At 61.1% G+C, this 26,033-nt stretch carries 27 protein-coding genes; 22 read left to right on the top strand and 5 right to left on the bottom strand.

Annotated features, from left to right (window positions below):
• The first annotated feature begins 20 nt into the window (after positions 1-20).
• Positions 21-977, top strand: a complete 957-nt coding sequence (locus ACLEJP_RS04510) for an aliphatic sulfonate ABC transporter substrate-binding protein (protein ID WP_440804671.1) — start codon at positions 21-23, stop codon at positions 975-977.
• Positions 978-1,066: 89 nt separating this feature from the next.
• Here the strand turns inward: ACLEJP_RS04510 and ACLEJP_RS04505 are convergent, their stop codons facing one another.
• Positions 1,067-1,630, bottom strand: a complete 564-nt coding sequence (locus tag ACLEJP_RS04505; RefSeq protein ID WP_406818833.1) for a carboxymuconolactone decarboxylase family protein — start codon at positions 1,628-1,630, stop codon at positions 1,067-1,069.
• Positions 1,631-1,640: 10 nt separating this feature from the next.
• Positions 1,641-2,969 (bottom strand): aspartate aminotransferase family protein, encoded by a 1,329-nt coding sequence (locus ACLEJP_RS04500; protein ID WP_440804670.1) that lies wholly within the window; start codon positions 2,967-2,969, stop codon positions 1,641-1,643.
• A gap of 224 nt (positions 2,970-3,193) precedes the next feature.
• Here ACLEJP_RS04500 and glnH point away from each other — a divergent pair, with 224 nt between their 5' ends.
• From glnH to ACLEJP_RS04475, 5 genes are read left to right on the top strand one after another with little or no spacing between them, the layout of a single operon-like run.
• Positions 3,194-3,937, top strand: a complete 744-nt coding sequence (gene glnH / locus ACLEJP_RS04495) for a glutamine ABC transporter substrate-binding protein GlnH (RefSeq protein WP_440804669.1) — start codon at positions 3,194-3,196, stop codon at positions 3,935-3,937.
• 31 nt (positions 3,938-3,968) lie between these two features.
• On the top strand, positions 3,969-4,625 hold the full coding sequence (glnP, locus tag ACLEJP_RS04490; protein WP_170029801.1) for a glutamine ABC transporter permease GlnP: 657 nt from the start codon (positions 3,969-3,971) through the stop codon (positions 4,623-4,625).
• Positions 4,622-5,344, top strand: coding sequence for a glutamine ABC transporter ATP-binding protein GlnQ (gene glnQ / locus ACLEJP_RS04485; protein WP_406818830.1), 723 nt, complete (start codon positions 4,622-4,624; stop codon positions 5,342-5,344). Before glnP ends, glnQ begins: the two co-directional genes overlap by 4 nt.
• A gap of 11 nt (positions 5,345-5,355) precedes the next feature.
• On the top strand, positions 5,356-6,393 hold the full coding sequence (locus ACLEJP_RS04480) for a C45 family autoproteolytic acyltransferase/hydolase (protein ID WP_440804668.1): 1,038 nt from the start codon (positions 5,356-5,358) through the stop codon (positions 6,391-6,393).
• A gap of 12 nt (positions 6,394-6,405) precedes the next feature.
• Positions 6,406-7,311, top strand: a complete 906-nt coding sequence (locus ACLEJP_RS04475) for a MurR/RpiR family transcriptional regulator (protein WP_440804667.1) — start codon at positions 6,406-6,408, stop codon at positions 7,309-7,311.
• 29 nt (positions 7,312-7,340) lie between these two features.
• Here ACLEJP_RS04475 and ACLEJP_RS04470 read toward each other — a convergent pair whose 3' ends face one another.
• The gene (locus ACLEJP_RS04470) at positions 7,341-8,246 is read right to left on the bottom strand and encodes a LysR family transcriptional regulator (protein ID WP_440804666.1); all 906 of its coding nucleotides are present in this window, start codon (positions 8,244-8,246) and stop codon (positions 7,341-7,343) included.
• 114 nt (positions 8,247-8,360) lie between these two features.
• Between ACLEJP_RS04470 and ACLEJP_RS04465 the strand changes: the two genes are divergently transcribed.
• The 15 genes from ACLEJP_RS04465 to ACLEJP_RS04395 all read left to right on the top strand — a co-directional run bounded on the left by ACLEJP_RS04465 (position 8,361) and on the right by ACLEJP_RS04395 (position 23,686).
• On the top strand, positions 8,361-9,974 hold the full coding sequence (locus tag ACLEJP_RS04465; protein ID WP_440804665.1) for an ATP-dependent acyl-CoA ligase: 1,614 nt from the start codon (positions 8,361-8,363) through the stop codon (positions 9,972-9,974).
• A gap of 90 nt (positions 9,975-10,064) precedes the next feature.
• Positions 10,065-11,429 (top strand): MFS transporter, encoded by a 1,365-nt coding sequence (locus ACLEJP_RS04460; RefSeq protein WP_440804664.1) that lies wholly within the window; start codon positions 10,065-10,067, stop codon positions 11,427-11,429.
• The gene (locus tag ACLEJP_RS04455; RefSeq protein WP_440804663.1) at positions 11,426-12,607 is read left to right on the top strand and encodes a thiolase family protein; all 1,182 of its coding nucleotides are present in this window, start codon (positions 11,426-11,428) and stop codon (positions 12,605-12,607) included. Before ACLEJP_RS04460 ends, ACLEJP_RS04455 begins: the two co-directional genes overlap by 4 nt.
• The gene (locus ACLEJP_RS04450) at positions 12,595-12,909 is read left to right on the top strand and encodes a Zn-ribbon domain-containing OB-fold protein (protein ID WP_440804662.1); all 315 of its coding nucleotides are present in this window, start codon (positions 12,595-12,597) and stop codon (positions 12,907-12,909) included. Before ACLEJP_RS04455 ends, ACLEJP_RS04450 begins: the two co-directional genes overlap by 13 nt.
• A 75-nt stretch (positions 12,910-12,984) precedes the next feature.
• The gene (locus tag ACLEJP_RS04445) at positions 12,985-14,382 is read left to right on the top strand and encodes an OprD family outer membrane porin (protein WP_440804661.1); all 1,398 of its coding nucleotides are present in this window, start codon (positions 12,985-12,987) and stop codon (positions 14,380-14,382) included.
• Positions 14,383-14,476: 94 nt separating this feature from the next.
• Entirely contained in the window at positions 14,477-15,712 is a 1,236-nt protein-coding gene (locus ACLEJP_RS04440; protein ID WP_440804660.1) for a dienelactone hydrolase family protein, read from the top strand.
• Positions 15,709-16,428 carry an SDR family NAD(P)-dependent oxidoreductase gene (locus ACLEJP_RS04435; RefSeq protein ID WP_440804659.1) on the top strand — a complete coding sequence of 240 codons (720 nt, stop codon included), beginning with the start codon at positions 15,709-15,711 and terminating at the stop codon, positions 16,426-16,428. Before ACLEJP_RS04440 ends, ACLEJP_RS04435 begins: the two co-directional genes overlap by 4 nt.
• Positions 16,429-16,647: 219 nt before the next feature.
• Complete coding sequence (locus ACLEJP_RS04430; protein ID WP_440804658.1) at positions 16,648-18,108, top strand: 2-hydroxymuconic semialdehyde dehydrogenase; 1,461 nt, start codon at positions 16,648-16,650, stop codon at positions 18,106-18,108.
• Positions 18,109-18,123: 15 nt separating this feature from the next.
• Positions 18,124-18,933 (top strand): 2-keto-4-pentenoate hydratase, encoded by an 810-nt coding sequence (locus ACLEJP_RS04425; RefSeq protein ID WP_440804657.1) that lies wholly within the window; start codon positions 18,124-18,126, stop codon positions 18,931-18,933.
• 10 nt (positions 18,934-18,943) lie between these two features.
• Positions 18,944-19,876, top strand: a complete 933-nt coding sequence (locus ACLEJP_RS04420) for an acetaldehyde dehydrogenase (acetylating) (protein ID WP_440804656.1) — start codon at positions 18,944-18,946, stop codon at positions 19,874-19,876.
• Positions 19,873-20,901, top strand: coding sequence for a 4-hydroxy-2-oxovalerate aldolase (gene mhpE, locus ACLEJP_RS04415; RefSeq protein ID WP_440804655.1), 1,029 nt, complete (start codon positions 19,873-19,875; stop codon positions 20,899-20,901). The genes ACLEJP_RS04420 and mhpE overlap by 4 nt, the downstream gene beginning before the upstream one ends.
• The gene (locus ACLEJP_RS04410) at positions 20,898-21,692 is read left to right on the top strand and encodes a 2-keto-4-pentenoate hydratase (RefSeq protein WP_440804654.1); all 795 of its coding nucleotides are present in this window, start codon (positions 20,898-20,900) and stop codon (positions 21,690-21,692) included. The genes mhpE and ACLEJP_RS04410 overlap by 4 nt, the downstream gene beginning before the upstream one ends.
• Complete coding sequence (locus ACLEJP_RS04405) at positions 21,685-22,110, top strand: RidA family protein (RefSeq protein ID WP_440804653.1); 426 nt, start codon at positions 21,685-21,687, stop codon at positions 22,108-22,110. The genes ACLEJP_RS04410 and ACLEJP_RS04405 overlap by 8 nt, the downstream gene beginning before the upstream one ends.
• 20 nt (positions 22,111-22,130) lie before the next feature.
• A complete protein-coding gene (locus tag ACLEJP_RS04400; RefSeq protein WP_440804652.1) occupies positions 22,131-22,703 on the top strand; it encodes a 3-hydroxyanthranilate 3,4-dioxygenase in 573 nt (190 codons plus the stop codon).
• The gene (locus ACLEJP_RS04395) at positions 22,700-23,686 is read left to right on the top strand and encodes an amidohydrolase family protein (RefSeq protein ID WP_440804651.1); all 987 of its coding nucleotides are present in this window, start codon (positions 22,700-22,702) and stop codon (positions 23,684-23,686) included. Before ACLEJP_RS04400 ends, ACLEJP_RS04395 begins: the two co-directional genes overlap by 4 nt.
• A gap of 170 nt (positions 23,687-23,856) precedes the next feature.
• On the opposite strand, the gene ACLEJP_RS04390 is transcribed toward ACLEJP_RS04395, so the two are convergent.
• The gene (locus tag ACLEJP_RS04390) at positions 23,857-24,444 is read right to left on the bottom strand and encodes a cytochrome b (RefSeq protein WP_440804650.1); all 588 of its coding nucleotides are present in this window, start codon (positions 24,442-24,444) and stop codon (positions 23,857-23,859) included.
• Complete coding sequence (locus ACLEJP_RS04385; RefSeq protein WP_440804649.1) at positions 24,444-25,520, bottom strand: catalase family peroxidase; 1,077 nt, start codon at positions 25,518-25,520, stop codon at positions 24,444-24,446. Before ACLEJP_RS04385 ends, ACLEJP_RS04390 begins: the two co-directional genes overlap by 1 nt.
• 80 nt (positions 25,521-25,600) lie before the next feature.
• On the opposite strand from ACLEJP_RS04385, the gene ACLEJP_RS04380 reads away from it, so the two are divergent.
• A complete protein-coding gene (locus ACLEJP_RS04380; RefSeq protein ID WP_440804648.1) occupies positions 25,601-26,011 on the top strand; it encodes a winged helix-turn-helix transcriptional regulator in 411 nt (136 codons plus the stop codon).
• The last annotated feature ends 22 nt before the right edge of the window (positions 26,012-26,033 follow it).

The raw sequence follows: 26,033 nt of genomic DNA, 5'->3' as shown, positions 1-26,033 counted from the left end.
CTGACTCAGGAGATTCCTTCATGCCATTCAAAGCTCTACGCCAGCTGGGTCTGGCGCTGCTGGCCAGCGCCCTGCTGCCAAGCCTGGCCAGCGCCGACCAGACCCTGCGCATCGGTTACCAGAAGTCCTCGACCCTGCTGACCCTGCTCAAGGCCCGTGGCAGCCTCGAGCAACGCCTGCAGGCCGAGGGCATCCGGGTCAGCTGGCATGAGTTTCCCAGCGGGCTGCCGCTGCTGGAGGCACTGAACCTGGGCAATGTCGACCTGTCGGCGGACGTCGCCGACACCGTGCCGGTGTTCATCCAGGCGGCGGGGGCCAAGCTGACCTACTTCGCCCGCGAAACACCATCGCCAACGGCCCAGGCGATCCTGGTGCCGGCGGATTCGCCGCTCAAGACCCTGGCCGACCTCAAAGGCAAGCGCGTGGCGGTGACCAAGGCGGCAGGCAGCCATTACCTGCTGATCCAGGCCCTGGCCAAGGCCGGGCTGACGTTCAAGGACATCACCCCGGCCTACCTGATCCCCGCCGACGGCAGGGCCGCCTTCGAGAACCACAAGGTCGATGCCTGGGTGACCTGGGACCCTTACGTGGCCAGTGCCCAGCGCCAGCAGAACGCGCGCATCCTGGCCGATGGCAGCGAGTTGGCCAGCTACCAGCGCTATTACCTGGCCAGCAGCGACTACGCCAAGGCCCACCCCGAGGTGCTCCAGCAGGTCTACCTGGCCTTGCGCGAGGTCGGGGCCTGGACCAAGGCCAACCCGGCGCAGGCCGCGCGGATCCTCGGCCCGCTGTGGGGCAACCTGGACAGCACCACGGTGCAGCAGGCCAATGCCCGGCGTAGTTATGACGTGCAGCCAGTGAAGCTGGAGAACCTGGCCGAGCAGCAGCGCATCGCCGATGCGTTCTATCGCGAAGGGCTACTGCCAAAAGCGGTGGATGCCCGCGCGGTAAGCCTTTATGAGCCGGCCCAGGATTAGTCAGCATACGGATGTAGCAGGGCGCTGGAACCAGGACGTCAGCCAAGCTGCAGGAGCGAGTTCTCCCGCTCCTCCTGCGGCGGCCGTCATCAAGGTTCAGGGAATGGCAAAGGTGCGGTTGTAGGGCGCCGGACAGCGAAGACGTTAAGCGTCATGGCCACCAAGGCGTAGTACCCGAAAATCGCAACCAGCTCGACTACGGCTGGCTCGCCGAAAGCATCCACCGCGTCCTGGTAGCGCTCATCGCTGACTCGGCGCGTACGGTAGAGCTCTTCACCCAAGTGGTAGACGATGGCCTCATCTTTTTGGATGAAAGTGGGCGTACGTTGTACCCGCAGCGCCTCGATGACCTCATCGCTGAGCCCGCTGCTGCGAGCAATAGGCTCATGGATCTGCCACTCTGCCTGGGACTGCCACCAGGCTGCGGTGAGCAGGATCGCCAGCTCGCTCAAACGCAGGTCCAGCCGCGTGTGGTATCTGCAGAAAGCGCCAAGCCGTTGTGCGTGATCAGCCAGTGCAGGGCTATGGATCCAGGCGAGGAAGGGGCCGTCAAGATTTCCCCTTGGCCCCTGAAGGATGTCACTCAGCACCTTGCGCTGATCCTGGCTCATCTCCTCTTCATGGAGTGAGGTCAATCGGGATCGAATGTTCATAAGCGTCCTCTCAAACCCCCGCGATTGCGCTGTCTATTGCCAGCGCGAGCTTGTCCACGATCGCGTCGACATGACTTGAGTCGATGATGAAGGGCGGCGCCAGCAAAATGTGATCGCCTTGTTGCCCATCCACAGTACCGCCCATGGGGTAGCACATGAGGCCGTGTGCCATGGCGGCTTTCTTCACCCGTGCGTGCAGTTTGATCGATGGATCAAAAGGCGTTTTCGTTGCGCGGTCATTGACCAGTTCGATGCCACGAAATAGCCCGCGCCCGCGGACATCACCCACATGAGGGTGCTCGCCGAACCGCTCGGTCAAGCGTGCTTGCAGGGTGTCTCCCAGCGTCACGACCCGGTTCAGAAGCCCGCGTTTCTCGATGGTTTTCTGCACGGCCAATGCCGCGGCACAGGCGGTCGCGTGGCCGATGTAGGTGTGGCCATGCTGAAAGAAGCCTGAACCGTTGGCGATAGCGTCACGGATCTTCGCGCTGACCATCGTTGCGCCAATCGGCTGGTAGCCGGCGCCCAACCCTTTGGCGACAGTGATCAGGTCGGCCGTGATTCCCTCCTGTTCGGCCGCGAACAATGAACCCGTGCGGCCCATGCCACACATGACTTCGTCGAGAATGAGCAGCACGCCATGGCGATCGCAGATTTCACGCACGCGTTTGAAGTAGCCCGCGACAGCTGGAACGGCACCCAAGGTGGCCCCTACGACAGGCTCAGCGATGAAAGCCATGACGTTTGCCGGGCCCAGGCGGCAGATTTCCGATTCCAGCTCTGCGCCCAGGCGCTGAGCATATTGCTCGACGGTCTCAGTCGGTAACTGATCACGGTAGGCATAGCTCGGGCTTACGTGGCTGACGTTGATCAGCAATGGCTCGAATTGCCGCCGTCGCCATTCGTTACCACCTGCCGCCAGGGCGCCCAACGTGTTTCCGTGATAGCTCTGACGACGCGCAATTACATGCTTGCGGCTGGGTTGACCGATTTCCACGAAGTATTGCCGCGCCAGCTTGAGTGCGGTTTCCACCGCTTCAGAACCCCCGGACACGAAATAGACAGACTCCAGACCCTTCGGCGCGCGAGCGACGAGAAAATCTGCCAGCTCTTCCATGACGTCAGTGGTGAAGAAAGAGCTGTGGGCGTAGGCCAATTGGCCAATCTGATGGCGTACCGCCTCGATGACCTCGGGGTCGCTGTGGCCAAGGCAGGAAACTGCTGCGCCGCCACTGGCATCCAGGTAGCGCTTGCCGGCGCTATCAATCAGATAGGGCCCGTCACCGGCTACGGCTGTGGGGTAGGTATGGTTGAAGCTTCGATGCAAGACGTGGCTCATGATCACCTCCAAGGGGTGTGCAAATAATACTTGCATATAGATCATAAGCAACGGATATTTGCATCTAGCCGCAGGGAGCGCGGCTCGCCTTGCGCTGGTGCACGCGCACCACTGGCATGGAATTGCCGCCAATAACAATCAGGGGCCTGCCCCATATCTTGCTACTGCCGCTTTCCCTCGGGCCGCCAACGGCAACCGAGCCTCCCCCTTACAGAGGAAAGACGATGAAAAAATTTCTTAAGGTATCGCTTGCAGCTTTTGCTCTGGCCATTTCAGGCACCTCAATGGCTGCCGGGAAAGAGCTGCTGATCGCAACAGACACGGCGTTCGTGCCTTTCGAATTCAAGCAGGGTAATGAGTATGTGGGCTTCGACATCGATCTGTGGGCGGCCATCGCCAAAGAGCTGGGGGTGACCTACCAGCTCAAGCCGATGGATTTCAACGGCATCATTCCGGCGTTGCAAACCCATAACGTGGACGCGGCGCTGGCGGGGATCACGATCAAGGAAGAGCGCAAACAGGCCATCGATTTCTCCGACGGCTACTACGACAGCGGCTTTCTGCTGATGGTCAAGAGTGACAACGAGACCATCAAGGGGGAAGCAGACATTGCCGGCAAAAGCCTGGCGGTGAAGAGCGGAACGTCGGCCGCCGACTACGCCAAGGCCAATCTCAAGGCCAAGGATCTGCGTCAGTTCCCGAACATCGACAACGCCTACCTGGAGCTGCGCACGGGGCGCGTCGACGCCGCCATGCACGATACGCCGAACGTGCTTTATTACATCAAGACCGCCGGCGAAGGTCAGGTCAAAGCCGTGGGCGCGCAGATGATGGCACAGCAATACGGCATCGGCTTCCCCAAAGGCAGCGAATTGCGTGAGCCAGTCAATGCAGCCCTGAAGAAACTTCGGGAGGATGGCACCTACGCCAAAATCTATGAAAAGTGGTTTGGCACCCAACCACAGTAAATCTTCCCAAGTTTTCTGAGAGTTCACCGTCATGCATTTTCAATGGAGCGCCATCTGGGATGCGCTCCCGGTTCTGCTGGAAGGCGCCAAACTCACGCTCTGGATCTCGATCCTGGGCCTGATCGGCGGCGCCATCATCGGCGTGATCGCGGGCTTCGCCCGCGCTTACGGCGGTTTCTTCAGCAGTCGGGTAGCGTTGGTATTCATCGAGCTGATTCGCGGCACCCCCATCATGGTGCAGGTGATGTTCATCTACTTCGCCTTGCCCCTGATGATTCCCGTGCGCATCGATCCGTTCGGGGCCGCTGTGTTCACCATCATGATCAATTCGGGCGCCTACATCGGCGAGATTACCCGAGGCGCTGTGCTGTCGATCAACAAGGGCTTCCGTGAAGCTGGACTGGCGCTGGGTCTCTCTGGCCGCGACACCCTTCGCTATGTCATCACACCGCTGGCGTTTCGTCGGATGATCCCGGCCCTGGGCAACCAGTGGATCGTCAGTATCAAGGACACGTCGTTGTTCATCGTCATCGGTGTGGCCGAACTGACTCGCCAGGGCCAGGAAGTCATCGCCGGCAATTTCCGTGCGATGGAGGTCTGGTCTGCCGTGGCCGTGATCTACCTGATCATTACCCTGGTGCTCAGCTACATCCTGCGCCGTATGGAAGCGAGGTTGAAAATCCTGTGATCGAATTCAAGAACGTTTCCAAACACTTCGGCAGCACCCAGGTGCTGCATAACATCGACCTGAGCATTGCCAGCGGTGAGGTCGTGGTCATCATCGGGCCGTCGGGCTCTGGCAAATCCACCTTGCTGCGCTGCATCAACAAGCTGGAAGAAGTCACCGAGGGCGAGCTGATTGTCGACGGCTTGAAGGTCAACGACCCCAAGGTCGATGAGCGCCTCATTCGCCAGGAAGCCGGCATGGTGTTCCAGCAGTTCCATCTGTTCCCACAGATGACGGCTCTGGAAAACGTGGCGTTCGGGCCGATCCGGGTGCGCGGGGCAAGCAAGGCCGAAGCGCATGCGCTTGGTCGTGAGCTGCTGGCCAAGGTAGGCCTGGCCGAACGCGCTGACCATTACCCGTCGCAGCTGTCCGGCGGCCAACAGCAGCGAGTGGCCATTGCCCGGGCACTGGCGGTCAAGCCCAAGATGATGCTGTTCGACGAGCCGACCTCGGCGCTGGACCCTGAGCTGCGTCATGAGGTGCTGACGGTGATGAAGGCGCTGGCAGAGGAGGGCATGACCATGGTCATCGTCACCCATGAAGTGGATTTCGCGCGCAAGGTAGCCAGCCGACTGATCTTCATCGACAAGGGGCGCATCGCCGAAGATGGCAAGCCACAAGAGCTGATCGCCAACCCACCCAGCCCGCGCTTGCGCGAGTTTCTCCAGCACGTTTCATAAGGGGCAATGCGATGCTCACTCAACTTCACATCGCCGGCGATGCGTTCGAGCTCGGACGGCGCCTGGGTGAATTCGGTCGTCAATCCGTACATGGCAAACTGCGCAGGTTGCCGCTCTGGCAACACCTCGTTTCGTTGGCCGATACGGACAAGGCGCGGCAAATGAAAACGCTGGTGCGTGAACGCTATCCGCGCTACTGGCAGGAGATCGAAGGCCTGGCCGCCGGGCTTGAATTGCCCGTCGATGAAGTCTTCATGTGGAACTGCAGGGGCGATTTTCCTGGGTTGGTCAGTGTGGATGGCTGTACCACGGTATTGGGCCAGGCAGAGCAGGGGACCCTGATCGCCCACAATGAAGACGGGCTGCCGCAATTGCGCGGTGATTGTGCGATTGTCCACGCCAAGCCGGAGGACGGTGCGGCCTTCATCAGCTTCGTCTATCCCGGCTCGATTGCGGGCCATACCTTTGCAGTCAACGAGTTCGGCGTCGTTGCGACGGTCAACAATATTCGCCCGGTTGATATCCCCGTGGGCGTGCCTCGGATGATTCTGGGGCGGGCTTCGCTGGATGCCCGAACGGTGGATGAGGCCATTGCCGCAGTCTCCCCGATGCCTCGCGCCGGGGCGTTCCACCACGCGTTCGGGCAAGCGGGTAGCGCTCGTGTCGTCAGCGTCGAAGCAACGTCAGATGGCGTTGTCGTGCGTGAGGTTGAAGCATCGACTGGCCACTCGAACCATCTGGTCGATGCGTCGTTCCGGGATTTCAAGCAGATCGTGACAGGTAGTTCTGGTGCTCGTCAGCAGCGCGTCGATCATCTGTTGGCCGGCTCAAGCCGTAAGCTCGATCTCACGCTGGCGCTGCAAATCCTGCGCGACGAGCAGAGCGCAACGTTGCCAGTCTACCGCTGCGCCGGAGATGACCCTGATGACGAAAATACGCTTGCCACGGCGATCTTCACGCTGACGTCCAGCGCTGTAGAATGGCGGGTTTATGCGCGCCGCGTGACAGATCATCCTGACGCCCAGGGCGCCGTTGTGTTAGACCAATAACGGATAGCTCCGATGACGCAGTTCAATGAATACCTACCCGAAACAGTGGCTGAACTGAAACAGCTGCTGGCTGCCATCGATAGACAAGAGGTGGATATCGCTTTAGGCGGCAGTTCGACGCGAGTGCTGACCCAGATGATTGAATCGCCGCAACACGCGGCGGTGTCTTCAATCACTGAGTTGGCCGCGCAGTTCGGGGTCAACGCCTCGACACTGTCCAGGCTCGCCAGACGGCTTGGGTATTCAGGGTTCAGCAAATTGCAGGATGTCTTCCGACGAGAGCTGACAGAGGGCAAAAGCTTCTACAGCGACCAGGCCTCGCGGTTGGTGGTCAATACGGAAGGCGCTGGAGCGATTAGCCAATTGGCGCGACTGGGGCGCCAGGAAAGCGCCAACATCGCCAGTCTGGTCGAGCAGGTCGACCCCGCTGCGTTTGACGAGGTTGTCGACCTGCTGTGCAGCGCCAAGCGTGTGCGCATCCATGGCATGAGGCAATTCAATTCGCTGGCGCTGTTCATGTCTTACGGGCTTGGAATGCTTCGGCCGGATGTCAGCGCACTGGATTCCAGTCGCCAAGGCGTTGCTGATGCGCTTGCTCAACTGGATGCCGGAGACCTGTTGGTTGTCGCCAGCTGCTTCCCGTATACCCCGAGCGTGCTGGCGACCGCCGAGGTGGCCCAACGACACGGGGTAAAGGTTGTTGCTTTGACCGACTCTGCCAGTTCGCCTCTGGCCAAGACCGCGCTGCACAGTTTTTATGTGCCCAACCACAGCCTGTTCTTCAGCAACAGCATGTGCGCGTTCATGCTCCTGGCGCAGGGACTGCTGAGTGCGGTCGCCAGCGCCCTGGGCGAGTCCGCAGTCGCCGCGCTCAAGTATCGGGAAGAGCTTATCTCTGAGTTGAATTCCTCGCTGTAGCGATACACCGAGGGTTCTCAAGCGCCGCCTCACCTGCGCAAGGTTTCGAACAGAAATTCCCTGAACCATCGATTGCCGGCATCGGCGTCATAAGTACCATGCCAGTGAACGGTGGATTCGACCCCCGGCATCTCCACGGGCAGTGGATAGATGACGAAATCTCCGGAATGGTTCAGCGCACGGGCGACGCCTTCAGGCAGGGTAACCATCCACCCGGTATGCCTGAGGATCTGCGGCACCACCGTGAAGTGCGGAATCCTCAAGGCGATTTGGCGGTTCAGGCCGCTTGAAGCCAGGGTGTCCTCGATGGCCACGTGGCTGCTATCGGTAGACGTGATACTGACGTGGGAGAGGGCAAGAAACTGTTCCACGCTGATGCGCTCTGCCGGAAGTCCGTCTCGCTTGCGCGTCATGCAGGCGTATTGCTCATGAAACAGGGATTTGTATCGGGTGGTGGTTTTCAGCGTGGGTAGATTGCCGATGGCAAAGTCCAGCTGCCCCATGCGCATGCGCTCGACCACCATGGCGACGGGTACCAGCTCAGATGACAGCTTGATGCGCGGCGCGAGGGTCTGAAGCCGTTCGCAGAGTGCCGGCAGGAATACCTGTTCGCCAATGTCCGACATACACAAACGGAACTCACGGTCGCTGGTGCCAGGATCAAATGGTTCGGTTTCATTCAGGGCGTCACGTACGGCCGTGAGTGCCCGCCCGATCGGAAGGGCAATACGCTCGGCGGTCTGGGTCGGCAGCATGCCTTCCGGCGTACGCACGAACAGCGCATCATCAAATAACGTGCGAAGGCGACCCAGGGCATAACTTACTGCCGGTTGGGTAATCCCCAGGCGGCCAGCCGCGAGTGTCAAACTGCGTTCCTCCATGATGGCTTGAAACACCCTGAGCAAGTTCAGATCGACATCATTCAAATTGCGCATCCGAATAAATCCCATTTATTAACAAAATAATAGTCATGAATTTGACTTATAGATTACAGGTTCATAGACTTCGGAACAACAGCCAGGCAATACAACAATTTGAGGCGTTGAGTAATGGACGAAAGTTTTTGCAAGCAACCAGCAACTGGCGGAGCACTTACACTTCCAGTGTTGTTGTCCAAACGTATTGAACGCAGCCCTGACACTGCACTTTTTTCCGACCGAAGCAGCACCTGGACTGCGGCGCAACTTGTCGATGCGATAGCAGCGCGTGCGGCAACGCTGGCGGAATATGGCATTCAACGTGGGGACCGGGTAGCGTTGATGTGCGCCAACCGCGCCGAGTTCCTTGAGGTATTGTTGGCGTGTGGTTGGCTGGGCGCGGTGGCGGTGCCTATCAATACTGCCTGTCGCGGCATGCAGTTGACTCATGTCCTGGCGAACAGTGGGGCGCGCTTGCTGGTCAGTGAAGAAGTCCATCTGGACGTGCTTGCAGCACTGGACTACACAGCGCTTGCTATCGAAACCCTGTGGGTCGTTTCGCCCCAGTGTACGGTCGACGCGGGATGGCAGGGGCGTTTACGGGTGCAGTCGATGCCGCCTCGCAGTGCTTCCAAGGCGCCACCTGCAGTGCTGGAGGATGGTGACCCGCTGGTTATCCTCTACACCTCCGGAACTTCCGGGCTGTCCAAGGGCGTGATCTGCCCTCACGCACAGTTCTTCTGGTGGGGCATGAATACCGGTGGTGACCTGCAAGTAGTGCCCGGCGATGTGCTGTACACCTGCTTGCCACTGTTCCATACCAATGCGTTGAACGCCTTTTTCCAGGCTTTGTTGCACGACGCACAGTTGGTGGTAGACAAACGCTTTTCCGCCAGTGGTTTTTACCAGGCGTTGGCGCAAACCGGGGCAACGGTGACTTATCTGCTGGGCGCGATGGTGCCTATCCTGCTCAGCCGCCCGCACAATGAGCAGGAGCGCACGCACAACGTGCGTGTCGCGCTGGCGCCGGGCGTACCGGAACAGTTCCATGCGCCGTTTATCCAGCGCACCGGTATCGGCCTGATCGATGGTTATGGCGCCACCGAAACCAATGCTGTGATTGGCGGGCCACTGGAGAGGCAGCGGCCTGGTTTCATGGGCCGATTGGCCAAAGGCTTCAGTGCTCGCGTTGTGGACAGCCAGGATCGGCCGGTAGCCGATGGCGAGCCGGGCGAACTGGTACTGCGCGCCGAGCAGCCCTTCGCTTTCGCCTGTGGCTACTTCGGTATGCCGGAAAAGACCGTCGAAGCCTGGCGCAACCTGTGGTATCACACCGGCGACCGTGTGGTGCGCGACAGCGACGGCTATTTCCGCTTTGTTGACCGCTTGAAGGACACCATCCGGCGCCGGGGCGAGAACATTTCGTCTTTCGAGGTGGAACAGGTGCTGTTGAGCCACCCCGCAGTGGAACTCGCGGCGGTATATGCGGTGAAGTCGGAGCTGGCCGAAGATGAAGTCATGGCCTCGATCGTGATCAAGGGGGGGGCTCGGCTCGATCCGCTGGAATTGACCCAGTATTGTGAATCCCGGTTGGCGTATTTCGCCGTGCCGCGGTACTTGGATTTTGTCAGCGAGTTGCCGAAAACCGAAAACGGCAAAGTGCAGAAATATAAATTGAGAGCACTCGGCATTACCGCCACTGCGTGGGATCTAGAGTGCTCCGGCTATAGGCTTAAACGCGCCTGATTACTTGGTTTTGACTGCCGTGCAATAACAAACGATGCAACAACAATAACAACAGCGTTCATAATTATTCAGTCATTGACGGAGACCGCCATGACGGGCACGCATTCGCTTGAATTATCTGACACCCAGTCGGGACATAGTCATGTTTCCGCGGGGGTTGATAACCGCACACCGATCGACAGAAAAACCTTTCGCAAGATCGTCTTGGCTTCGGTCACAGGCAACGCGCTGGAGTGGTACGACTTCTTTCTTTACAGCACAGCGGCGGCGCTCATATTCGGGGAATTGTTTTTTCCCAAGGGCACCGATCCCCTGGTCGGTACGATCGCGGCACTGGCCGGGTTCGCAGTAGGTTTTCTTGCCCGGCCTTTCGGTGGCGTGATATTTGGCCATGTCGGCGACAAGTACGGGCGCAAAAAAGCCCTGGTGTGGACACTCTCGATCATGGGGGGCGCAACGTTCCTGATCGGGCTGTTGCCCACCTACGCCCAGGCTGGGGTGTGGGCACCTGTGTTGTTGCTGCTGTTACGTATCCTGCAAGGTATCGCGGCAGGCGGCGAGTGGGGCGGCGGCGTGCTGATGATCAGCGAGTCGGCTCCGCCTGAGCGTCGCGGCTTCTATGCATCGATCAGCCAGATCGGTGTGGGCGGCGGGTTTGTCCTGTCCGCTGGGGTGTTCTATGTGGTCCAGCTGTTGCCGGAGCAGGATTTCCACAGCTGGGGCTGGCGCATTCCGTTTCTGATCTCGATCGTCATTTTTGGCCTGGGCGTGTACATCCGCCGCGCATTGCCCGAAAGCCAGGATTTCCAGCGGGCCGAGGCAACCGGCAAGACGTCGCACATGCCGGTGCTGGATGTATTGCGCAAACACCCGCGCGAAGTGCTGATGGCCATGGGGCTGCGGGTGGCTGAAAACGGCGGTTCCTACCTCATGCTGGCGTTTGCCCTGGTCTACGGCAAGTTTCTCGGTGTGCCCAATAGCGTGATGCTGGCAGGCGTGACGGTGTCCACCTGCGTGGAGTTGGTGGCCATGTTGTTCTGGGGACGCCTGTCGGACCGGGTAGGGCGCAAGCCAGTGTACATGGTGGGCGCCGTAGGGATGGTACTGGTGGCCTTTCCATTCTTCTGGCTGCTCGAGACACGCGAACCGGCCTGGATCTGGCTGGCCTTTCTGCTCGGCAATGCCATCTGTCATGGTGCCATGATCGGGACCCAGCCCAGCCTTATGGGCGAACTGTTCAGCACAGAGGTCCGCTATTCCGGGATGGCGTTGGGGCATGAAGTCGCCTCCGTGTTCTCTGGCGGCCTGTCGCCGATGATCGCTACCGCCTTGCTGGCCCATTACCAAGCCAGTTGGCCAGTGTCCCTGATGATGATGGGGCTGGGTCTGGTCACGGCCATCTCTCTGTGTTTCACCAAGGAGACCCGCGTGCGGGCCAAGGGAGGACGGCCATGAGCCGCTCAGCAAACAACGACGCCGTGGCGCTGATCGCTGGGGCACTGGAGGTGCCGTACAGCCGGCGCGGCACGGGCGAATCGACGTCGCAACTGCTCGGCAGGGCAGTACAGCAATTGCTCCGCCATGCCGGTGTGGCACCGCATGAGGTGGACGGCCTGGGCGTGGCGTCCTTCACCCACAGGCCGGACAACGCGATCGACCTGGCGTGGCGCCTCGGGCTGACCCTGAGCTGGTGCATGGACGATCGCAATGGCGGGGCGAGCGCGATCAATATGCTGCAGCACGCCGTGCGTGCCATCCAGCACGGTGATGCCAACGTGATCGTGCTGGTGGCGGGCGATACGTTCACGCCGGAAGATTTCAGAACCCTGGTCGACCACTACAACAAAACCACCGAGGAGTACCTCAAGCCGCTCCAGCACGGCGGGCCCAATGGGGTGTTCGCCATGCTCACCCAGCGTCATGCGCAACGCACCGGCCTTGGGCGCGAAGACTATGCACAGCTGTGCATTGCCCAGCGCGCCTGGGCGCAGCGCAACCCGCTGGCGGTTTACCGCGAGCCGCTGACACTGGAGCAGTACCTGGACGCGCCCATGGTGGCCGACCCGCTGTGCCGCTTTGACTGCGTGCCGGTGGTCAATGGCGCCAACGCGATCCTGCTGACCCGGGCCGATCTCGCCCGCAACAGGGTGAACGTGGCGGTGCGCGCGGTGAAGGCGCTTCACAACGATGACCACCAGGCGGGCGATGGCCTGCAGACGCCGCTGGCAAAGATTGCCGACACGCTGTGGGACCGCGCCAATACCGGGCCTGATGCCATGGACCTGGCCTGCGTGTATGACGACTACCCGGTCATGGCCCTGATCCAGCTCGCTGACCTGGGCTTTGTCCCTGACTACGACTACCGACGCGCACTCCGGCGAATAAGCCGTTTCGAATTACCGGTCAATACCTCTGGCGGGCAGCTCTCGGCCGGCCAGGCGGGAGCGGCGGGGGGCATGCATGGGCTGGTCGAAGCCATCACCCAGCTGCTTGGCGACGCCGGTCAACGCCAGGTTAGCGATGCTCGCCTGGCGGTGGTGACCGGCTATGGCATGGTCCAGTACCGCTATGGCATGTGCGCCAACGCGGTGGTGCTCGAACGGTGGCAAGGGGGTGTGGCATGGCGTTCGTGATCCAGCAATGTGTCGGTTGCGGCCAGGCCAGTTTCCCACCGCGCTACTGCTGCCCGCGATGTGGCGAGGCGCAATGGCAGGAAGTCTCCGCCCAGCTCGGTCGGGTTGCCCAGGCCACCGTGGTGCGCGCGCGTGTCGGCATGGCTGGCGCAGAGCACCTTCACCTGGCCAGCGTCGAGCTGCGCGAAGGGCCAGTGGTGATCGCCCAGACCGCAGGACCTTTGCCTCCCGGAACCGTGGTCGAACTCGCCATCGATGATCACCGGCGAATCGTAGCCCATCCGGCCTGCCGCGACTTGTAATCAACACTGTCCGAGCCGACTTCGTCCGCCGAAGCGGGCGCTGTCGGCCTGCGCTCAGCCAGTCAGCCTCCGACCATGCACGGCCCAGGGCCTTGCGCGTGGTGTACACGAGTACCCAGGAGTGTGGTTATGCCTTCAGCAATCGATTACCGGCTCGCGTCCGGCCTAGGGCTGGCGCTGGCTTGCCAGCCGGCCTTGGCAGATGACCCATGGGCCGATGTTTCAACATATTTTCAGCAGGGAGCCTTGTCCGGTGTAACCCGCAACTTCTATCTCAACCGCGACTTCCGCAACGGTGGTGCCAACCGCCGGCCAGGCACCGTCAACGGCTACCGCGCGGAGTGGGCCCAAGGCTTGACGCTGGACTACATCTCCGCGTTCACGCCTGGTGTCGTCGGCCTGGGTTTCGACGCGCATCTGTATGCGGGCTTGAAGCTGGACAGTGGTCGTGGCAAGACCGGCACCAACCTGCTGCACGTCAGGAACGACGGGGAGGTGGCGGATGAATACAGCGTGGGCGGTGGTGCGCTCAAGCTCAAGGTCGGTGAAACGGTGCTCAAGTACGGGTCGATGGAATTGCGCACGTCCCCGGTATTCTTCACCGATGGGGGCTCCGGGCGCCTGTTGCCGCAAACGGTGACGGCGTGGCAGCTCACCAACCGTGATCTGCAGCCGCTGACCTTCGATGCCGCCCACATCACCGCCGGCAAGGCGCCTTCGGAGAACCGCAACGACAGCACGTTGCGTTCGCTGTATGGCGCCACGGAGACGGATACGGTCGATTATCTGAGCCTGAATTACGAGCAGGGTGCAGTCAAAGGCTACCTCGGCACTCAACGTGCCGAAGATCTTTGGCGCCAGGATTACCTGGGGTTTCGCTACTTGCCTGCCCTGGTCGAGGGCCTGACCCCAACCTTGAATTTCAGCCTGTACCGCACGGTCGACATCGGTGCCGCCAATGGCGGGCCCATCGATAACCTGACCTGGTCCTTTGCCCCGGGTGTCAAGTTCGGCGCTCATTCCATCGTGCTTGCCTACCAGAAGGTGCAGGGCGACACGCCCTTCGACTATATGGCGTTCCGTGACGGGCAGACCACCGTGGCACAGCTGGCCAACAACGTGCAGCTCAGTGACTTCAACGCGCCCAACGATCGGTCCTGGCAGGTTCGCTACGACTATGACTTCACCGCGCGTGGCGTGCCTGGCCTGAAGTTCATGATTCGCTACATCCAGGGGCAGGGTGGCAAAGGCTCCAATATCGCGCCGGAGAGTTCCTATTACTCGCTCGGCTATCAGGATGGGGGGCGTCACTGGGAGCGCAATATCGAGATGCAGTATGTGGTGCAAAGCGGGCCGGCAAAAAACCTCAGCCTGAGGGCGCGCTACGGCGTGCACCGCGGTAATTCGGCCGAGCCACGCGGTGACATGGACGAGATTCGCCTGATCACCGAATTCCCTTTCAAGCTGCTTTAGAGAGCGCTGTTGGCAGCGCTTCATCAACGGCTGCTTCGGCAAAAGATACCTGCCGAGCAAAACCTGATTCGCTTACCGTAAAAGGAGTAATGAGATGAGCCAATACATCGATATTCTGGCGCGAGACCAGGCTGGTAGTTTCAAGGGTTATCTGGCGCTGCCGCCTGAAGGCAAGGGCCCCGGCATCGTGTTGGGCCAGGAAATATTCGGCGTGAACGCCAACATGCGCGAAGTGGCGCAGATGTATGCCGAGGAAGGCTACGTGGTTCTGGTACCGGACCTGTTCTGGCGGCTGGAGCCGGGTATCGACCTAGGCTACACGCCTGCGGATTTCGACAAGGCCTTGAGCCTCTACAGCGCACTGGACCTGGACAAGGCCGTGGACGACATCGCTGCCGCCTTCGACACGCTGCGGTCCCTGGACGAGGTCACCGAGCCCGCCGTGGGTTTTGTGGGCTATTGCCTGGGGGGCAAGCTCGCCTACCTCACCGCCACCCGTACCGATGCCGCTGTTGCGGTGGGCTACTACGGCATGGGCATCGAGCAGTACCTGGATGAAGCCGATGGGCTGAGCGGCGGGCTGGTCCTGCACCACGGCGAACTCGACGGCATGTGCGACGCCGCGACCCGTGCGCAGATCGCCGAGGTGCTGCGTGGCTGCCCAGGCGTGGAGCTGTATACCTACGAAGGTGCCGACCATGCCTTTGCCCGGCTGGGCAGCGATCACTTCCACAAACCCTCAGCCCTCATGGCCCATGGGCGCACCATCGCAGCGTTGAAGAAGTACATCGGGCCGACCTACAACCTTTCTGACCTGTGGGATGAGCACATCCATCACGAGTTCGTTACCCGAGACGTGCCGGCTACCCTGAGGACCATGGTCGCCGAGCCTTACGTGAACCACATTCCGACGCTGACCGGTGGGGTGGGCAGCCAGCAACTCGGGCGCTTCTATCAGCATCACTTTGTCCACGCCAACCCGGAGGACACCAAGATGATTCCGGTTTCCCGTACGGTCGGCGCCTACCAGGTCGTCGATGAATTCATCATGTCCTTCACCCACACCTGCGAAATGGACTACATGCTCCCCGGGATAGCACCCACCGGCAAATACGTGGAAATCCCCATGGTGGCGGTGGTCAACTTCCGCGGCGACAAGCTTTACCACGAGCATATCTACTGGGACCAGGCTTCGGTGCTGGTACAGATCGGCCTGCTCGATCCCGAAGGCCTTCCGGTGGCGGGCATCGAAACTGCCAGGAAATTGCTGGATGAATCGCTGCCTTCGAACACGCTGATGGCCCGCTGGGCCACGAGCGAGCACCTGTGAGCGCTTTCTCTGCCATGGCCAAGGATGTGCTGATCACCGGCGCCAACGGCGGGCTGGGCCTTGCCTTGATCGAGGTCTTTCTGGCCGCCGGAGCACGGCGTGTCTACGCTGCCTGCCGCAACCCTGAGCGTCTGATGTTCGATCACCCGCAGGTGGAGGTCGTGCCTCTGGACGTGACGCAGCCGCAGCAGGTAGCACAGGTCGCGGGGCGGGTAGGGATCGATATCCTGGTGAATAACGCTGGCGTCAATCGACAGCAGCGGTTACTGGGCACCGACGAACCCGAAGCCGCTACCCATGAGATGGCCGTCAACTATTTCGCCACCCTGGCGATGATGCGTGCCTTTACACCGACGCTTGTCGAGCGCTCGGGCGCCATGGTCAACGTCCTGTCGATCCTGGCGCGGGTGGCCTTGCCAGCAATGGGGTCGCTGTGTGCGTCCAAGGCGGCCGCGTTGCGCCTGACCGAGGCAGCTCGGGCTGAGCTGGCCGGCCAGGTGCAAGTGATGGCCGTGCTCCCCGGTGTGATCGATACGGCGATGAGCCATGGCGTCGCGGGTGACAAGGCCAGCCCCCGGGAAGTGGCCGAAGCGATCGTGGCAGGGTTGGCCAGCGGTGCTCCTGAAGTCTATCCAGACCCCATGGCACTGCAGGTTGCGCAAAAGCTCGCGGCTGATCGGGCAGCGGTACAGGTCGACTTCGCCCGCTACTTGTAACCGGCTGTTGCCCTTGCGGCGGCTCCGGATGATCAAGCATTCGGATCAACAAGTTATTTGCGTCAAGTTCATGTTGGCGCGCAATTGCTGAAGGCATGCCTGACAAGTTTGCAACTCGAAAATAGTTGCGCCTGCTTCTTATACAAGATGAAGGTCGTTCTATTTATTTATAGACGGACTTCTTCGACTTATGGAAAACATCCTGCTCAGGGGGTTGCTGTGTCCAATATTTTATTTCGCCATTATATTGCTGGAACTTTCGTCGGCAGTAACCGCAGATTCGACAATATCTCGCCGGTCAACGGGAGCCTCTTGGGCCAGGTATGTGAGGCTGGCGAAGATGAGGTGAATGCTGCCGTCGAAGCGGCGAGGCTCGCTCAGTCTGGGCCTTGGGCTGGATTCAGCGCTGCCCAGCGAGCCGATTTTCTGGAGCGTATCGCCGATGGCATCGAGCGTCGATTCGAAGAATTCGTCGCTGCCGAAGTCGCTGATACCGGCCGACCCGTGCATCAAGCGCGCAGCCTGGATGTTGCGCGGGGTGTACAGAACTTCCGTACTTTCGCGGATCTGGTGCGACAAGGCGGTAGCGAGCTCTTTGAGATGCGCACCGGCGATGGCACGGATGTCTTCAGTTATACCGTGCGTAAGCCGCACGGCGTGATGGCCATTATCTCGCCGTGGAACCTGCCGCTGTTGCTACTTACCTGGAAAGTCGCGCCAGCGTTGGCCTGTGGTAACTCGGTAGTGGTCAAGCCGTCGGAAGATACGCCTGCCAGTGCCACGCTGCTGGCCGAGGTCATGCACGAGGTGGGGGTTCCCGCAGGTGTATTCAACCTGGTGCATGGCTTCGGCCCTGACTCTGCCGGTGAGTTTCTTACCCGGCACCCTGACGTCGATGCCATCACCTTTACCGGTGAGTCGCGCACCGGCTCGACCATCATGCGCGCTGCTGCCGAGGGCGTACGTGAGGTGTCGTTCGAATTGGGTGGCAAGAATGCCGCAGTCGTTTTCGCAGATTGCGACTTTGACGCGGCAGTTGCTGGTGTGCTGCGTTCCAGCTTCACCAACTCTGGCCAGGTTTGCCTTTGCACTGAGCGGGTCTATGTCGAGCGGTCGATCTACGCGCGCTTTGTCGCGGCGCTCAAGGCGGGTGCCGAGAAGCTGAAAATCGGCTACCCCGACGAAGACGGCGTGAACATGGGGTCGCTGATTTCCCATAAGCATCGCGACAAGGTGTTGGGCTATTTCCAGCTGGCGGTGATGGAGGGCGCCACAGTGGTCAGTGGTGGCGGCGTGCCGGAATTTGGCGACGAGCGCGACCAGGGGGCTTTCGTCCAGCCGACTATCTGGACCGGGCTGGCCGATGACGCTCGCTGCATCCGCGAAGAAGTGTTCGGCCCGGTCTGTCACATCGCGCCCTTCGATAGCGATGACGAAGTGCTGCAGCGCGTCAATGACTCGGCTTACGGCCTGGCCGCCTCGCTGTGGACCCGGAATCTGAAGCGCGCCCACCATTTCTCTCGACGTATCCATGTGGGCATGGTGTGGGTCAATACCTGGTTCCTGCGTGATCTGCGTACGCCGTTTGGCGGCGCACGCCTGTCTGGGCTTGGCCGCGAAGGAGGGCGCCACTCGCTGGATTTCTATTCCGAGCTCACCACCATTTGTGTCAATCCGTAAGGACAGGAGAACTTCATGCATCCAGCAACCGCCGAAGCAGCAGCGAGCTTGCGCCAGGCTCGTGAACAGGGCAGGCCGTGTGCGCCAGTACGCGATCTCATCGAGCGTGCCGCCGCCGAGCAAGATGAACCCGCGCTAAAGCAGGCTTACGCCGTGCAGCAGTACAACAACGCCGCCGACATTGCCGCTGGCTGGCGTCCGGTAGGTCACAAGATCGGCCTGACCTCCAGCGTCGTGCAGCGCCAGTTGGGGGTGGATCAGCCGGACTTTGGTCGGCTGTTTGCTCAGATGGCGCGGGGCGATGGCCAGCCTATCAGCTGGAGTGACTGCCAGCAGCCAAAGATAGAGGCAGAGGTCGCCCTGGTCCTGGAGCGCGATCTGTGCCATGAGCACCACACCCTGGCGGACATCATCCGTGCCACTGCCTTCGCCCTGCCGGCCATCGAAATCGTCGGTAGTCGTATTGCCAACTGGGACATCAGTCTGCTCGACACGGTCGCCGACAATGCTTCGTCCGGGCTGTTCGTTCTCGGCAGCCAGCCGGTGTCCCTCGGCCAATTGGACCTGGTCAATTGTGGCATGCGCTTGAGCTTGCGCGGCGAACCCGTATCGGTCGGAGCCGGCGCAGCCTGCCTGGAAAACCCACTGAATGCAGCGGTGTGGCTGGCCAACACCATGGTCCGTCTCGGCGAGCCACTGCGTGCTGGTGACGTGGTCTTGACTGGTGCCTTGGGGCCAATGGTGCCGGTAAGCCCGGGGGATGTTTTTACCGCTGAGATTCAGGGCTTGGGCCGCGTCACTGCGTCCTTCGCCCAAGCCCAGTAAGGAGGCCCGAATGAGCCATAAACGCAAAGTTGCCATCATCGGCTCCGGCAATATCGGTACCGACCTGATGATCAAGATCCTGCGCAACGCCAAGCACCTGGAGATGGCCGCGCTGGTCGGCATCGACCCGGCTTCCGATGGCCTGGCCCGTGCCGCCCGCCTGGGCGTGGCCACTACCCACGAAGGGGTGCAGGGCCTGACCCGGCTGCCGCTGTTCAAGGAGATCGACTTCGTCTTCGATGCCACCAGTGCCGGGGCCCACGTGAAGAACGACGCCTTCCTGCGCCAGCACAAGGCCGACTTGCGCATGATCGACCTGACCCCGGCTGCCATCGGCCCCTACTGCGTGCCCGTGGTCAACCTCGAGCAACATCTGCAGGCGACCAACGTCAACATGGTCACTTGCGGCGGCCAGGCGACCATCCCCATGGTCGCGGCGGTATCGCGAGTGGCCAAGGTGCACTACGCCGAGATCGTCGCCTCGATCGCCAGCAAGTCCGCGGGCCCCGGCACCCGCGCCAACATCGACGAATTCACCGAGACCACCAGCAAGGCAATCGAAGTGATCGGCGGTGCGACCAGGGGCAAGGCGATCATCATCATGAACCCCGCCGAGCCGCCGCTGATGATGCGCGACACGGTATACGTGCTGAGCGAGACCGCTGACCGCCAGCGCATCGCGGCGAGCATCGAGGAAATGGCGGCCGCGGTGCAGGCCTACGTGCCGGGCTACCGCCTCAAACAGCAGGTGCAGTTCGAAGAAGTGTGCGGCCTGAAGTTGCCAGGGCAGGGGACCTTCACCGGCCTCAGGATTTCCATTTTTCTCGAAGTCGAAGGCGCGGCCCATTACCTGCCGGCCTACGCCGGCAATCTCGACATCATGACTTCCGCCGCGCTGGCTACAGCCGAGCGCATGGCGCAAGCAATGGAGGCCTCGGCATGAACGGCAAGAAACTCTATATCAGCGACGTGACCCTGCGCGACGGCATGCACGCCATCCGCCACCAGTACACGCTGGATGACGTGCGGGCCATCGCCACGGCTCTGGACCGCGCCAAGGTCGACTCCATCGAAGTCGCTCATGGCGATGGCCTGCAGGGTTCCAGCTTCAACTACGGTTTCGGTGCCCACACCGACCTCGAATGGATCGAAGCAGCTGCCGACGCGGTCAACCACGCCAAGATCGCCACGCTGCTGCTGCCAGGGATCGGCACCCTCCATGACCTGAAGAACGCCTACGACGCCGGTGCCCGCATCGTCCGCGTGGCCACCCACTGTACCGAGGCAGATGTGTCGCGCCAGCACATCGAGTACGCCCGCGAGCTGGGCATGGACACGGTCGGCTTCCTGATGATGAGCCACATGCAAACGCCCGAAGGGCTGGCGCAGCAGGCCAGGCTGATGGAGGGCTACGGCGCTACCTGCATCTATGTGGTCGACTCCGGTGGGGCGATGAACATGGACGATATCCGTGCGCGTTTCCGCGCGGTGAAGGCCGTGCTCGACCCGGCCACCCACACCGGTATTCATGCCCACCATAACCTCAGCCTGGGCGTGGCCAACTCCATCGCCGCGGTGGAGGAGGGTTGCGACCGTGTCGACGCCAGCCTCGCCGGTATGGGCGCCGGTGCCGGCAACGCGCCGCTGGAGGTGTTCATTGCTGCCGCCGACAAGCTCGGCTGGAATCACGGTACCGACCTCTACGCGCTGATGGATGCCGCCGACGACCTGGTACGCCCACTGCAGGACCGCCCGGTGCGGGTAGACCGGGAAACCTTGGCGCTGGGTTATGCCGGGGTTTACTCGAGCTTCCTGCGCCATGCCGAAGTGGCCGCTGCGCGCTATGGCATCAAGGCGGTAGACATCCTCGTCGAGCTGGGCAAGCGCCGCATGGTCGGAGGCCAGGAAGACATGATCGTCGACGTCGCACTCGACCTATTGAAGCCATCGCTGGAGAAACGTCCATGAACACCGATATTGCTCGTATCGCCGACGCGCTTGACCGGGCTGCGCGAGGAGCCGAACCCGTGGCGCAGTTCAGTAGCAGCAGCCCCTTTTCACTGGGCGACGCCTACCGTATCCAGCGCGCCTCCATGCAGCGCCGTTATGCCGATGGTGAGCACTGCATTGGCATCAAGCTCGGTTTCACCAGCCGCGCGAAGATGGTGCAAATGGGCGTCGACAGCCTGATCTGGGGTTGGCTCAGCAACACCATGGTGGAAGAAGACGGCGGCCTGGTGGACTTGGCTCGCTACATTCACCCACGCGTCGAGCCGGAGGTCTGTTTTCTCACCCGCCGCGCCATCGATCGCCCGCTGACCCTGCTGGAAGCGGCCGACTACGTCGAGGCCGTGGCCCCCGCGCTGGAGATCATCGATTCTCGCTACCAGGCATTCAAGTTCAGCCTGGAGGATGTGGTGGCGGACAACTGCTCCTCGGCGGGCCTCACCGTCGGCCCCTGGTCGCGGGATTTCTCCGGGCTGGACAACGCAGGCGTAGTGCTGCGCCTGGATGGCTGTGTGGCTCAGGCCGGCTCCACTGCCGCCATCCTCGGCAATCCGCTGCGCAGCCTGGTGCAAGCCTCGCGCCTGCTGCACGCGGCCGAACTTGAACTGCCCGCCGGCAGCCTGGTGCTGGCAGGTGCCGCCTGCGCGGCGGTGGCCTTGCAGCCAGGCGTGCATGTCAGCGTCGATGTCCAGGGGGTGGGGCAGAGCAGCTTTCGCGTTCGTGGTGAAAACGGGGGTGTCAGCCATGAGTGACGTCAAGGCCACGGTTGTCGCTAGCAAAGCCACACCGCGTGGGCGCTTCCCGCATGTCAAGCGCGCTGGCGATTTTCTCTTCGTCTCGGGTACCAGCTCGCGACGCCCGGACAACAGCTTCGTCGGCGTCGAGGTGGATGCCATGGGCACCACCCGGCTGGACATTCGAGCGCAGACCCGCGCAGTGATCGAGAACATGCGCGATATCCTTGCCTCTGCAGGTGCAAGCCTTTCAGACGTGGTGGAGATCAGCAGCTTCCTCGTCGATATGAACGATTTTGGCGGATACAACGAGGTCTATGCCGAGTTCTTCGACGAGAGCGGCCCAACCCGCACCACCGTAGCCGTACACCAGTTGCCGCACCCGCACCTTCGTATCGAAATCAAGGCCATAGCGTACGCGCCGCGTTCTCGTTGAACCGCAGGGAGACAATTTCAATGGACAAGCACCACTTCAGCGCCCCGTTCAACTTCAACAGCTGGATCAACGAGCACGAGCACCTGCTCAAGCCGCCGGTGAACAACCAGCAGATCTGGCAGGGCAGCGATTACATGGTCACCGTGGTCGGTGGGCCTAATCAGCGCACCGACTTCCATGACGATCCGGTGGAAGAGTTTTTCTACCAGTTCAAGGGCAATGCCTATTTGAACATTTGGGACCAAGGGCGCTACGAGCGTGTAGACCTCAGGGAAGGCGACATTTACCTGATGGCCCCACACGTTATCCATTCGCCGCAGCGTCCCGAGCCCGGCAGCCTGTGCCTGGTGGTGGAGCATCGCCGCCCGGAGGGGAAGTTCGACGCCCTGCAATGGTCCTGTGCCCACTGCGGCAGCGTGGTTCGACGCTATGAATTGAAGCTGAAGAGCATTGTTGCCGACCTGCCACCGGTATACGACCAGTTCTACAGCACCAACGACGAAGAGCGTCGGTGCCCTGGTTGCGGCGAGATTCACCCTGGTCGCGATTGGCAGACCTGGCACAAGACCCTGCAGGAGAATCACTGCGTATGAAAATCGATATCCATTCGCACTTTTTCCCCCGCATCAGTCAGGCCGAGGCCGCACGCTTCAATCCCCAGCGTGGTCCTTGGCTGCATACCGAGGGGCGTCAGGGCCAGATCATGATCGGTGATAAACCGTTCCGTCCGGTACATGACGTGCTCTGGGATCCGCAACGACGCGTTGAGCACCTGGACGAGCAGAATCTGGACATCCAGGTGATGTGCGCTACCCCGGTGATGTTCGGTTACGACCAACCCATCGAGCAGGCGCTACCGTGGGCACAACTGATGAACGATCGTGCACTGGAGATGACGGCCATCGCACCCGATCGCCTCAAGGTGCTGGCCCAGGTACCCCTGCAAGATATTGATGCGGCCTGTCGCGAGGCTAGCCGGGCCAAGGCCTGTGGCCATATCGGCGTGCAGATTGGCAACCATGTGGACAACCACGATCTGGACGACGCGGGCCTGGTGACCTTCCTGCATCACTGTGCAGTGGAAGATATCCCGTTGCTGGTGCACCCGTGGGACATGATGGGCCGCGAGCGCATGAAAAAATGGATGTTGCCCTGGCTGGTCGCGATGCCGGCGGAGACCCAGCTGGGCATTCTTTCGCTGATACTTTCTGGCGCTTTCGAACGCTTGCCGCCGTCCCTGCGCATCTGTTTCGCCCATGGCGGCGGCGGCTTCGCCTTCCTCCTGGGACGGGTGGATAACGCCTGGCGCCACAGGGACATTGTCCGAGAGGATTGCCCGCAAGTGCCGTCCAGCTATGTCAAACGGTTCTTTGTCGATTCGGCGGTGTTCGACCCAGGTGCGCTGCGTTTGCTGGTGGATGTAATGGGCGCTGACCGCGTAATGCTCGGGTCCGATTCACCTTTCCCGCTGGGCGAGCAGGCCATTGGTGCTGGAGTGCTGGAGCATCCGCAGCTGAGCGACCGGGATAAGGCGTGTATCTGCGCCGACAATGCCCGGGGCTTCTTCGGCGTGTGATCGGCCAAGGACACCGGGCTACAGGACTTTGTTGACTACCTTAACGAGTCGTGGTGACCAGGCGGAGTCATGAAATAAAGCGTATTCCGTAGGTTCGATAGCGGTCGGTTACCACCGACCGCTTCACATCCAAAGCCAACGCAGGCTGTGCGACAGGCAGCATCAAGGCGTTACCCTTTAGGCGGATTCACGTTTTTTTCTCTGCTGTTTCCTTGGGCCATGCTGGAGAAGACACCGTCTCTGAGAACCCAGGCGTGCCTCAATGCGGCGCCAAGATGCCCCAGGATGATGGCAAAGAGAAGCCACGCCAGCGTTCCATGCGCCAGCCGAAGCCATGCGTAGAGCACCGGGTTATCGGGCACGATTGCAGGCAGGCTCCAGTCGCCCAGAAGGATCACGGGCCAGTTGCCTGCCGACCGCACCGCCCAGCCGAGTAATGGCAACCCGACCATCAACAGGTAGAGCAAGGCGTGCGACAGATGCGCGGCTGCGGCTTGCCAGCGGGGTACACTCGCGGGCAGTGCCGGCACCGGCCGGCATAGACGATTGGCCAGGCGTACCAGTGCCAGGCAGAGGATGGCGATCCCCAGCGGCTGGTGCATGTCGATCAATACGGGACGAAGGGCCAGTGAGCTCATCATGGCGACCCCGATGAACAGCATGGTCATGATGGCGATGGCCATCACCCAGTGCAGAAGCCTGGCGGTCAAGTTGAAGTGTCGGGGTCTTGGCGTATGGGAGGTTGGTACATCTTGCATCACTTGTCATCCTTCTCGCCAATGGCGTCGGTGGCCTTGCCGAGCGCGATTTCGCGCAGACGTGCATTGTAAGAGTGCGAGTAGATACCGGCGCGCGCTGCCAGCACAGGATCGTTCGAAAGCGCGATCCCGGACGGCACCAGGGTGGGGTCGAAGTTGATATCGCGACAGCCACCTTCGCGCTGATCGCGAACACTTGTCACTTCCAGCGTGCCGGCGACCAATTGCTGTCGCTCGGCGGGCCAGGGTTGTGAAGGATCATCGACCGGATCCCCCGCCTGCGCCAATTGCAGTACCAGGTCCCAGCGAACGGGCGCTTGTGCTACCCGCTGCTTGATATCGTCGAACAGGAAGTCGTGGCTGGATCGCGCCCGTTCTTCTTGAGAAAGACCATGGAAGGGCGCATGGGGCCGCATGAACCAGCGCACGGGCTGCCGTTTCCCATCCGCCGCAAGCAGGACAAAGGCGTTGATGACGTTGTACTGGGCCTGCGCGAAGCTGCTCGGCGAAGGAGCAGTCGCCTTGTACTCCACCGCCTTGCGGGCCTCCGGGTACTTCGTGAAGAACGCAGCGACGCGTGCGGGATCAGGCTGCCCCGTTGCCGGGTCAGGCTCGAAAGCGTTCCTTTGCGCCAGGAATCCCTCGGCATCACGCGTAGGGAAGTAGGGGGCATTGTTCAGCTTCATCCGCCATTGCGACTTGTCGTCGGCACTCAATAACAAGGCCATGCTCACGGTAGCGGTAGAAGTATCCGCAGCATGCGGATCAGCGGATCCGATGGAGAAGCGCCCGATGGCCGGGACTTCTTCCTGAGCAAAAACCCGAGCCGTCGAGAGCGACGCCGCTGCGTTGTTGCTACGAAAGACCCCTGTGAAACAGATCCCTTTACCATGCGCTCGGCGATAGCCCGGTTCGAAGTGGTCCAGCGAGTCACCGAGGAACGTTCGTGTGGTCGTTCGGCCCCCGATCAGTCCTGCAGCCCAGACGAATGACAGTGCCAGGGCCCCGACGATGGACGCGATGACCAGAACGGGAAGCCAGCTTCTGTTGAATGTGGGAAGTTTCAACGCACTCACCCTAACCTTGACCAATGCTCGGCACGCACTATAAGTTCGCTACACCCGTCTACGGAAGTACGCACCTTTTGGTTAGTGCCATGACTGCATCCCGCTCGAATACTGGCAACTCCCAGGGCTCATCCGCGCTTGATGAGCGCACGCTGACCGCCAAACTCAGGCGCGGCGACCTGTTCACTGGCAAATGCAAGGCCAGGGAAGTGCTTTCTCACGTAACGAGCCTGTGGGGAATGCTATGCCTCATTGCGTTGCTCGACGGCACGCTGCGTTACAGCGAGCTGCGCCGCAAAGTGAACGGCGTCAGCGAAAAGATGTTGTCGCAGACCCTTCAGCGGCTGGAGGGCGATGGTCTCGTGCGCCGGACTTCCTATCCCGTTATCCCGCCGCATGTCGAATACAATCTGACGCCTTTTGGTGAGGAAGCCGCGACGCATGTTGCAGCGCTTGCCGACTGGCTGGAGTTGAATCTGCATAAAGTCCCTGATGCCTAGTGAATCGCCGCTGGTTTGCTGA

The sequence above is a fragment of the Pseudomonas sp. SMV7 genome (genome assembly GCF_052041995.1).
Classification (GTDB): Bacteria; Pseudomonadota; Gammaproteobacteria; order Pseudomonadales; family Pseudomonadaceae; genus Aquipseudomonas.
The sequence above is the reverse complement of the archived record's forward strand: the minus strand, read 5'-3'. Positions and strand labels throughout refer to the sequence as shown.

Excerpts from the sequence above, each read along its gene's own strand:
- ACLEJP_RS04510 (WP_440804671.1), top strand. The coding sequence starts at position 21 with ATGCCATTCAAAGCTCTACGCCAGCTGGGTCTGGCGCTGCTGGCCAGC.
- ACLEJP_RS04505 (WP_406818833.1), bottom strand. The coding sequence starts at position 1,630 with ATGAACATTCGATCCCGATTGACCTCACTCCATGAAGAGGAGATGAGC.
- ACLEJP_RS04500 (WP_440804670.1), bottom strand. The coding sequence starts at position 2,969 with ATGAGCCACGTCTTGCATCGAAGCTTCAACCATACCTACCCCACAGCC.
- glnH (WP_440804669.1), top strand. The coding sequence starts at position 3,194 with ATGAAAAAATTTCTTAAGGTATCGCTTGCAGCTTTTGCTCTGGCCATT.
- glnP (WP_170029801.1), top strand. The coding sequence starts at position 3,969 with ATGCATTTTCAATGGAGCGCCATCTGGGATGCGCTCCCGGTTCTGCTG.
- ACLEJP_RS04480 (WP_440804668.1), top strand. The coding sequence starts at position 5,356 with ATGCTCACTCAACTTCACATCGCCGGCGATGCGTTCGAGCTCGGACGG.
- ACLEJP_RS04475 (WP_440804667.1), top strand. The coding sequence starts at position 6,406 with ATGACGCAGTTCAATGAATACCTACCCGAAACAGTGGCTGAACTGAAA.
- ACLEJP_RS04470 (WP_440804666.1), bottom strand. The coding sequence starts at position 8,246 with ATGCGCAATTTGAATGATGTCGATCTGAACTTGCTCAGGGTGTTTCAA.
- ACLEJP_RS04465 (WP_440804665.1), top strand. The coding sequence starts at position 8,361 with ATGGACGAAAGTTTTTGCAAGCAACCAGCAACTGGCGGAGCACTTACA.
- ACLEJP_RS04460 (WP_440804664.1), top strand. The coding sequence starts at position 10,065 with ATGACGGGCACGCATTCGCTTGAATTATCTGACACCCAGTCGGGACAT.
- ACLEJP_RS04455 (WP_440804663.1), top strand. The coding sequence starts at position 11,426 with ATGAGCCGCTCAGCAAACAACGACGCCGTGGCGCTGATCGCTGGGGCA.
- ACLEJP_RS04450 (WP_440804662.1), top strand. The coding sequence starts at position 12,595 with ATGGCGTTCGTGATCCAGCAATGTGTCGGTTGCGGCCAGGCCAGTTTC.
- ACLEJP_RS04445 (WP_440804661.1), top strand. The coding sequence starts at position 12,985 with ATGCACGGCCCAGGGCCTTGCGCGTGGTGTACACGAGTACCCAGGAGT.
- ACLEJP_RS04440 (WP_440804660.1), top strand. The coding sequence starts at position 14,477 with ATGAGCCAATACATCGATATTCTGGCGCGAGACCAGGCTGGTAGTTTC.
- ACLEJP_RS04425 (WP_440804657.1), top strand. The coding sequence starts at position 18,124 with ATGCATCCAGCAACCGCCGAAGCAGCAGCGAGCTTGCGCCAGGCTCGT.
- ACLEJP_RS04420 (WP_440804656.1), top strand. The coding sequence starts at position 18,944 with ATGAGCCATAAACGCAAAGTTGCCATCATCGGCTCCGGCAATATCGGT.
- mhpE (WP_440804655.1), top strand. The coding sequence starts at position 19,873 with ATGAACGGCAAGAAACTCTATATCAGCGACGTGACCCTGCGCGACGGC.
- ACLEJP_RS04410 (WP_440804654.1), top strand. The coding sequence starts at position 20,898 with ATGAACACCGATATTGCTCGTATCGCCGACGCGCTTGACCGGGCTGCG.
- ACLEJP_RS04405 (WP_440804653.1), top strand. The coding sequence starts at position 21,685 with ATGAGTGACGTCAAGGCCACGGTTGTCGCTAGCAAAGCCACACCGCGT.
- ACLEJP_RS04400 (WP_440804652.1), top strand. The coding sequence starts at position 22,131 with ATGGACAAGCACCACTTCAGCGCCCCGTTCAACTTCAACAGCTGGATC.
- ACLEJP_RS04395 (WP_440804651.1), top strand. The coding sequence starts at position 22,700 with ATGAAAATCGATATCCATTCGCACTTTTTCCCCCGCATCAGTCAGGCC.
- ACLEJP_RS04390 (WP_440804650.1), bottom strand. The coding sequence starts at position 24,444 with ATGCAAGATGTACCAACCTCCCATACGCCAAGACCCCGACACTTCAAC.
- ACLEJP_RS04380 (WP_440804648.1), top strand. The coding sequence starts at position 25,601 with ATGACTGCATCCCGCTCGAATACTGGCAACTCCCAGGGCTCATCCGCG.